This window comes from Nakamurella sp. (assembly GCF_048594475.1).
In the GTDB taxonomy this organism is placed as follows: domain Bacteria; phylum Actinomycetota; class Actinomycetes; order Mycobacteriales; family Nakamurellaceae; genus Nakamurella.
Genome location: NZ_JBMDXT010000284.1, coordinates 1 through 7,539 on the forward strand (window position 1 = coordinate 1; position 7,539 = coordinate 7,539).

General features: G+C 72.9%; 9 protein-coding genes. 6 read left to right on the forward strand and 3 right to left on the reverse strand.

Annotation, left to right across the window (positions count from 1 at the left end; genetic code table 11):
• Positions 1-913 (reverse strand): MFS transporter (locus tag ACOJUF_RS13220; RefSeq protein WP_420122303.1); only part of this gene is annotated, 913 nt, incomplete at its 3' end.
• Positions 914-1,032: 119 nt separating this feature from the next.
• On the opposite strand from ACOJUF_RS13220, the gene ACOJUF_RS13225 reads away from it, so the two are divergent.
• Positions 1,033-2,181, forward strand: a complete 1,149-nt coding sequence (locus ACOJUF_RS13225) for a glycosyltransferase (RefSeq protein WP_420122304.1) — start codon at positions 1,033-1,035, stop codon at positions 2,179-2,181.
• Between the two features lie 182 nt (positions 2,182-2,363).
• Here ACOJUF_RS13225 and ACOJUF_RS13230 read toward each other — a convergent pair whose 3' ends face one another.
• Positions 2,364-2,987 carry a hypothetical protein gene (locus ACOJUF_RS13230; protein WP_420122305.1) on the reverse strand — a complete coding sequence of 208 codons (624 nt, stop codon included), beginning with the start codon at positions 2,985-2,987 and terminating at the stop codon, positions 2,364-2,366.
• A 222-nt stretch (positions 2,988-3,209) separates the two neighbouring features.
• Here ACOJUF_RS13230 and ACOJUF_RS13235 point away from each other — a divergent pair, with 222 nt between their 5' ends.
• The 5 genes from ACOJUF_RS13235 (at position 3,210) to ACOJUF_RS13255 (ending at position 7,246) form a co-directional block, all read left to right on the forward strand.
• Entirely contained in the window at positions 3,210-3,455 is a 246-nt protein-coding gene (locus ACOJUF_RS13235) for a hypothetical protein (RefSeq protein WP_420122306.1), read from the forward strand.
• A 100-nt stretch (positions 3,456-3,555) separates the two neighbouring features.
• A complete protein-coding gene (locus tag ACOJUF_RS13240; RefSeq protein WP_420122307.1) occupies positions 3,556-4,410 on the forward strand; it encodes a DNA polymerase beta superfamily protein in 855 nt (284 codons plus the stop codon).
• 1,035 nt (positions 4,411-5,445) lie between these two features.
• Entirely contained in the window at positions 5,446-5,853 is a 408-nt protein-coding gene (locus ACOJUF_RS13245) for a hypothetical protein (protein ID WP_420122308.1), read from the forward strand.
• Positions 5,853-6,941 (forward strand): M14 family zinc carboxypeptidase, encoded by a 1,089-nt coding sequence (locus ACOJUF_RS13250; protein WP_420122309.1) that lies wholly within the window; start codon positions 5,853-5,855, stop codon positions 6,939-6,941. Before ACOJUF_RS13245 ends, ACOJUF_RS13250 begins: the two co-directional genes overlap by 1 nt.
• Positions 6,938-7,246, forward strand: coding sequence for a hypothetical protein (locus tag ACOJUF_RS13255; protein ID WP_420122310.1), 309 nt, complete (start codon positions 6,938-6,940; stop codon positions 7,244-7,246). The genes ACOJUF_RS13250 and ACOJUF_RS13255 overlap by 4 nt, the downstream gene beginning before the upstream one ends.
• A 55-nt stretch (positions 7,247-7,301) precedes the next feature.
• On the opposite strand, the gene ACOJUF_RS13260 is transcribed toward ACOJUF_RS13255, so the two are convergent.
• Positions 7,302-7,539: class I SAM-dependent methyltransferase (locus tag ACOJUF_RS13260; protein ID WP_420122311.1), on the reverse strand; the 238-nt coding region annotated here is incomplete at its 5' end.

Here is a 7,539-nt window from a genome sequence, read left to right on the forward strand (position 1 = left end):
ACTGCAGGAAGGCGGGCAGGTAGGTGATCGACCCCATCATGGCGAAGCCGACCACGAAGCTCAGGATCGAGGAGACGGTGAACACCCGGCTGCGGAACAGGTGCAGCGGCAGGATGGGGGCGGCCGCCCGGCTCTCCACGAAGACGAAGAGCGCGATCGCCACGGCCGATCCGGCGAACAGGCCGAGGATCGTCGGGGACGACCAGGCGTACTCGCTGCCGCCCCAGGTGGTGGCCAGGGTCAGGCCGGTCGCGCCCAGGCCGATGAACAGCACGCCCAGGTAGTCGACGGGCACCTTGCTGCGCTCGGTCAGCTTGGGGATGGTGGTCGCCGCCATCGCGATCACGATGAGGGCGATCGGCACGTTGACGTAGAACGCCCAGCGCCACGACAGGTGGTCGGTGAACAGCCCACCCAGCAGCGGCCCGATCACCGTGGTCACCCCGAACACCGCGCCGAGCGCGCCCTGGTACCGGCCCCGCTCGCGCAGCGGGATCACCTCGCCGATCAGTGCGGTGGCGGTGACGGCCAGGCCGCCGCCGCCCAGACCCTGCACCGCGCGGCTGACGATGAGCATCTCCATGTCCTGGGCGAGGCCGCAGAAGAACGACCCGATGATGAACACGGCGACGCTGAGCTGGAACATGATCTTGCGACCGAACATGTCGCCGAACCGGCCGGCCAGCACCGTGGAGATGGTCTCGGCCAGCAGGTAGGCGGTGACGACCCAGCTCATGTGCCCGGCGCCACCCAGGTCGCCGACGATCGTCGGCAGCGCCGTGGTCACGATGGTCTGGTCCAGCGCCGAGAGCAGCATGCCGAGCATGACCGTGACGAACACCAGGTTCATCCGGGACCGGCTGAGGGCGGCCGGCAGGGCGGCGGCCGTGGTCGGGGTTGCGGTCTGCGACATCGACACCCTCATTCACTGAAAGTGATCAGCCAAGAACTCACGGTGATCTTCGGTGCGAAGAGTAAGCCGCCTGAAATCCGCGCGCATCCGCGGGCCGTCCGGTGGGAGCATCACGGGCTGTGGACATCCTGTTTGCGGCGATTCCCGCGTTCGGCCACGTCTTCCCATTGCTCCCGCTGGTGTCGGCCTGCGCCGCTGCCGGGCACGACGTGCGGATCGCCACCGGTGACCCCTTCCTGGAACGGCTGCCCTGGCCGACCGTCCGGGCGGTGCCCGCGGGCACCGAACTGGACGGGGTGACCGCCGAGGTCCGGCTGCGGCATCCGGAGGCCCAGGGGCCGGAGCTGGCCGCCGCCATGTTCGCCGACGTCACCGCCGAACTGGTCGCCGGCGAACTCGACCCGGTGCTGTCCGCGCGGCGGCCGGACCTGGTGGTCTACGAGGCGATGAACGTGGGGGCCGCCATGGCCGCCGATGTGCACGAGGTGCCGGCCGTCGGGTTCTCGATCGGGCTGGCCACCGGTGCGATCGTGGCGATGATCGACGGCGCCGCGCGCCGGTTCCGGGCCGGCTTCTGGGCCGCGCACGACCGGGTCCCGCCGGCCGGGCCGGGCCTCATGGCGGCGGCGGTGCTCGATCCGGTGCCACCGTCCTTGGCCCCGCCCGGGCCGCCGCCGACGGCGCCGCGGCTGCCGATCCGGTCGGTGGCCCACCGCGATCCGGCCGGCGCCGTCCCGGCCGGGCTGGCCGGCCCGCGGACCCGGCCGGCGGTCTACCTGACCCTGGGCACCGTCTCGTTCGGTGCGGTCGAGGTGATCCGCCGGGCGGTGGACCAGATCGCCAGCCTGGACGCGGACCTGTTCGTCGCGGTCGGGCCCGACGGGGACCCGGAGGCGCTCGGTCCGGTGCCCGGGAACGTGCACCTGGAGCGGTTCGTCGACCAGCCCGGCGTCCTGGACCGGGTGGATGTCGCGGTGCACCACGGGGGCACGGGCACGGTGCTCGGCGCGGCGGCGGCCGGGGTGCCGCAGTTGATCCTGCCGCAGGGCGCGGACCAGTTCCTCAATGCCCAGCTGATCGAACGTGCCGGGCTCGGCCACGCGCTGGCCAACGACCGCCAGGACGGCGACGCCGTCGCCCGGTCGGTCCAGGCCCTGCTGGACGACGGCCCGGAGCGGGCCGCCGCCACCCGGGTGCGGGCGGAGATCGCCGGGATGCCGGCCCCGGCCGACGTGGTGCCCGACCTGGTCGCCCTGGCCGGCGGCTGACCCGCCCGCGCGCCGCTCAGGTTCGGCCCGGTCCGGTCCGGCCGGACCGGTCGGCTCGGTCGTTCCGCCCGGTTGGTTCGCTGCGGTTGGTTCGCTCCGGTCGTTCCCCCCTATCGGTTCTCTCCGGTTGGTTCGCCCTGTCGGTTCTCTCCGGTTGGTTCGCTCCGGTCGCCCCGCCCCGGTCAGTTCGCTCCGGCCGGGACCGCGGGGGGCGCCGGCGTCGCCGGGCCGGGCGATCCGCCGCCGCGACCGCGGGGCACCGGCGGCAGCAGGATGCGCTCGGTCCAGCGGGTGATGCGCCCCCGATCGATGCCCTGGGGCAGCGAGAGCTCCGCGTGGAAGCAGTCCGGCTCGGCGTGGTAGAGCAGGAACCAGGTCTTCAGGTGCCCCGGGCCCCCGGGCCGGTCCGCGCCGGTGAGCTGCAGCAGCGAGCCGAACTCGAAGGTCAACTGCCCGTTGGCCACGATGGCCTGCTCGGTGGCGTAGCCCCGCGAGTGCCGGGGGCCGGCGCCCGTCTCGGACTGGCCGGTGCCGGCGTCCCCGGTCGCCAGCACGACGGCGAAGTCGCCGGACGGGTGGATCGTCCGGGCCAGATTGTTCGGGTTGTCGTAGGTCCAGCCGTGCGGAACGAGCTGTTCCCGTAGGGCGCGGGTCGCCCGACCCCACCGCAGCAGGCCCTCCAGGATCGGCGGGTCGAGATCCGAGCAGAGCGCGGACTCGCGGTCGGCCGCCGCCAATGCGGTGGCGACCACCTCGACCGTCAGGTCCAGGCCGGCCAGCCGTTCGGGGCCGGAGAGCACGGTCATGGCCGGCCCCCGTCGTCGTGGGTCATGCCACGATCATGGCAAGGGGGTCCGACACAGGGCCGGCGCTGCCGGCAGGACGCGCGGGGATCGGGCGATCGTCACCCGGTGGCGCCCCCGGCGGCCGGCACAACTGCTCTTTCGTGTACTGCAGACGGTGACACCACTCGGATAGAGTGCGTTCTTTCGTACTCTGCGTGATGGGGGTATCGAATGGGCACGGCAATGGCGCCGCGATCCCGACCGCGGGAATCCGGACCGATCGACCCGGCCTGGCCGTGGGACTGGGAGAACCGGCCGGCCAAGGACGAGTGCGCCCACGAATGGGAGATCGTCGTCATCGGGCGGCTGTTCGACCCGAACGAACGGGTGGCCCGGTGCGCCCGGTGCCACACACCGCGCTGCGGGTACGCCGACGACGCCGACCCCTGCCTGCGACGCCGCCACCACGAGGGCGCGCACGCCCCCTGACCGTCCGGACCTCGCGGGAAATCCGCTTGCCGGGCCGGACGCGGCTCCGGCATTCTGTCCGACCCGGTGCACCCCACCGAGGCTCCCGGAAAAGGTCGCCATGAGCCGGCCGCCCGTCAACTACGGTCCCCAGGACATCGCCCTGGCCAATGAGATCCTCCGCTCCGTCGTCGGATCCGGAGTGCACGGCGTCGCGATCGCCGGCACCGACGACCATGACGAGATGGGGGTGTTCGTCGAGCCGCGCGTCCACGTGTACGGCCTGCGGGAGCCGATCGGCCATCACGTGCGCCGGACCCGGGCGGAGGGGGAGCGCAGCGGTCCGGGTGACACCGACCTGATCGTCTACGGCCTGCGCCGTTACCTCCGGCTGGCGACCAAGGGCAACCCCACTGCGCTGCTACCGCTGTTCGCCCCGCCGTCCGCATTGCTGGTCTGCACCGACCTCGGTCACTCCCTCCGGGCGCTGCGCACCGCGTTCCTGAGCCAGGAGGCGGTGCGCCGGTTCCTGGGCTACATGCGACGTCAGCACGAGAGGATGCTGACCGGCCCGGGCCGCCCGGAGCTGGTCGCGGCGCACGGGTGGGACACCAAGTTCGGTGCGCACGCGGTGCGGCTGGCCCGGCAGGGTCTGCAGATCGCATCGTCCGGGTCGTTGACGCTGCCCCTGCCCGCACCCGATCGCGAGCTGGTGCTCGCGGTCAAGCGCGGTGAGGTCCCGCGCGAGGAGGTGTCGGCGCTGGTCGTGGATCACGGCCGGCGGATCGTCGACCGGTTGGACTCCGGATCCTGCGCCCTCCCGCCGGGCCCGCGGCTGGATCTGATCGAGGCGTGGTCGGTCCGCGCCCACGAGCAGTTCTGGGACTCGGAGCGAGGATGTCCGGCCGGCAGTTCGGATTCGCGGCCGGACGGCTCAGTCGAACGAACCAATGGTGGTGACAGAACGAAGTCGTAGGCGTCAAATCACCCGAATGAGTTCGGCAGACGGGTTACGAGGGTGATGTCACATCGGCTAGAGTCACTATCAGTGATGGCGGCCCGGGGAGCCGGGGGGCGCCGGGCCTTTCATCACCGATGTGCCGCCGCCGCGGCACCCGGGCCGCCGGAGGTGCGCCCGCCGATCCCACGCCGGGATCGGTGCGCACCTCCGGCCCGCCCCGATCCCGGCGCCGTGCGCCAACCCACTCGCTCGATCGGCACCGGTCTTCGATCACGCCCGCACTCGGCGCCGGAGCAGCCAGCCTGGCTCAGCAGCCCGCCGGCCCGGTCGGCGGAGTGAAGGTTCGAGCTCGCTGGGCGGGCGCAGGTCTTCAGTGGGGCCGGCGCCGGAGTCGGACGAGCCGGCCGACTCGAGGAGCCCCGCCGAGTGAAGGTTTGAGCTCGCTGAGCGGGTGCAGGTCTTCGGTCGGGCCGGCGCCGGTGCCGGACGAGCCCGGCTGACCCGAGGAGTCCCGCCGAGTGAAGGGTTGAGCTCGCCGAGCGAGCGCAGGTCTTCGGTCGGGCCGGCGCCGGTGCCGGATGGGCCCGGCCGAGCCGGGCGGTCCGGCTGAGTGAAGGGTTGAGCTCGCTCGGCGGGTGCGGGTCTTCGGTGGGGTCGGCGCCGGTGCCGGATGAGTCCGGCCGAGCCGGGCGGTCTTGCTGAGTGAAGGGTTGAGCTCGTTGAGCGGGTGCGGGTCTTCGGTCGGGCCGGCGCTGGGTGCCGGATGGGCCCGGCCGAGCCGAGGCGGTCTGGCTGAGTGAAGGGTTGAGCTCGCTCAGCGAGCGCGGGCCTTCAGTGGCCAGCGCCGGAGCCGACGAGCCCGCCGAAGGCTCCAGGACATTGCCGCACTGAGCGACCGTGTCGATCTGGCCGATGCGGACCGAGCGCGGCCACCGGACAACGGCGTACCGTCGATCGTCCAGGTCGGATCTCCGGTTCGGACCAGGGTTCCGATCCCGATGTCCGGTTCTCCCTTCGCACGTCCGTCGCACGTTGGGTGGTGCAGAGACGATGCCCGATGCCACGCCACCGCCGGATCATGGACCGGCGGAAGATCAGGCGGCCGGGGCTGCCGCTCGCGGCGAACGGTTCGAGGTGATCCTGGACGATCCCCTCACCGGCCCGACCGAGCCGACCGAGCCGACCGGCCCGACCGGCCCAGGCGTGCGGGCCGCGACCGCGCGGATCGCGCAGGTCAGCGCCCTGGACCTGGACCGTCTGCCGGATCGCGAGCATGTCCGGTTGCTGGTGGACGCCGAGCAGCTCGACCGGCTGCGGGCGGCCGGTTTGCCGGTCCGGGTGCAGCGCTCGGTTCCGATCGCCCCGCTGGACCCGGCCCTGATCGCCGCGGACGAGGACGTCGCCGGCTGGCTCGCCGCCCGGCTGGGTCCGGCGGATCCGCCCGGTGGGGAGGTCTGATGTACCGGACCGTCGACCAACTCGACCGGGTCGTCGAGCGCCTCGTCGCGACGGCCCCGGAGGTCTGCACCCGGCTCCCGCTTCCGGAGACCTCGCGGCAGGGCCGCGCGATCGCCGCCCTGCGCCTGGCCGCGCCGGACGGGCCGCCCGTCGACGAGCGCCCGGGCGTCCTGCTGATCGCCGGCACCCATGCCCGCGAGCTGATGAATCCGGACCTGCTCGTGGAGCTGGCCGTCGACCTGATCGCCGCCCACCGCACCGGGGCCGACCTCGTCCTGGGCGCCCGGACCTGGACCGGGGGCGAGCTGCGAGCCCTGCTCGGCGCCGTGTCGATCCACCTGCTGCCCTGCGTCAACCCGGACGGCCGGACGTACGTGCTGACCGTGGACGACATGTGGCGCAAGAACCGCCGGGACAATCCCGGCACCGCCTGCGACGGGGTCGACCTCAATCGCAACGCCGACATCCTCTGGGGGGTCACCGAGGGCCAGACCTCCTGCACGCCGTGCACCGACATCTATTGCGGTCCGGCCGCATTCAGCGAACCGGAGAACCGCAACGTCCGGCACCTGTTGGACACGGCCCGCATCGACCACTTCGTCGACGTGCACTCGTTCTCCGAACTCGTGATCTACCCGTGGGGTCATGCGCCCAACCAGACCACCGATCCCGCGCAGAACTTCCGCACGCTGCCGACCGGCACCTGCCGGCCGCTCGGCCGTCCGGGGTATGCCGAGTACATCGCGCCGGACGACCTGGCCGAGTTCCGCCGGGTCGCCGGGCGCATCGTCGACGAGATCGCCGCCGTCCGCGGGCGCCGGTACAGCCCGGAGCCCGGGATGACGCTCTACCCGACCACCGGCACGCACAGCGACTACGCCTGGAGCCGGCACCTGAGCGACCCGGCGTTGGCCCGCACCTACGGCTACACGATCGAGACCGGCCCGGCGGGCGACGACGCCCGGGAGGCCTTCCATCCCCGGGACCCCGAACCGATCAAGCGGGAGGTCGAGTCGGGGCTGCTCGGGCTGCTGCAAGTGGCGGCCGGCGGCGCGGGCGCCGACGCCCCGTCTACCGTGACCGGGTGACCGGCCCGCCCGACCCCACCACGACCACCGGCCCCACCCCGGCGGCCGGGGCGGCCCCGCTCGCCGGAGCGCCGGCCGGCACCGAGCCGGCGCCGGCCGACCTGCTGCGGTCGGTCCCGCCGGGCACCCGGGTGGTCGCCCGGCACCGCGTGCCGGGCGGGTTCACCGATGCGCTGGGTTACCTGCGCTCGTGTGACGGCATCCAGTGCGAGATCCAGACCCGGCGTGGCCCGGTCACCGTCGTACTGGCGAATGTGGTGGCCGCCAAGCCGGTTCCCGAGCCACCGCCGCGCCGGCCGCGCTGATCTACGGCCGCGCTGATCTACGGGCCGCTGATCCCTGGGCTGATCCGCTCGCGGCTCAGCCGGTCCACCACGGACGCAGCGGGACCGCCGAGTTGCCGTCGTCGTCGGGCTTGACCCCCAACACCTGGAACAGCTGGATCGTGTTGCGCTCGAACCCGAGCCGGCAGGCGGCCATGTACAGGCCCCAGACCTTGGCGGTGCCCTCGCCGACGTCCGCGACGCAGGCCGACCACTGGCGCTCGAGATTGCCGCACCAGTCGCGCAGCGTCATTCCGTAGTGCTCACGCAGGTTC

What these genes read in the sequence shown, in the direction of transcription:
- ACOJUF_RS13230 (WP_420122305.1), bottom strand. Translation starts at nt 2,987, where the DNA reads ATGACCGTGCTCTCCGGCCCCGAACGGCTGGCCGGCCTGGACCTGACG.
- ACOJUF_RS13235 (WP_420122306.1), top strand. Translation starts at nt 3,210, where the DNA reads ATGGCGCCGCGATCCCGACCGCGGGAATCCGGACCGATCGACCCGGCC.
- ACOJUF_RS13240 (WP_420122307.1), top strand. Translation starts at nt 3,556, where the DNA reads ATGAGCCGGCCGCCCGTCAACTACGGTCCCCAGGACATCGCCCTGGCC.
- ACOJUF_RS13245 (WP_420122308.1), top strand. Translation starts at nt 5,446, where the DNA reads ATGCCCGATGCCACGCCACCGCCGGATCATGGACCGGCGGAAGATCAG.
- ACOJUF_RS13250 (WP_420122309.1), top strand. Translation starts at nt 5,853, where the DNA reads ATGTACCGGACCGTCGACCAACTCGACCGGGTCGTCGAGCGCCTCGTC.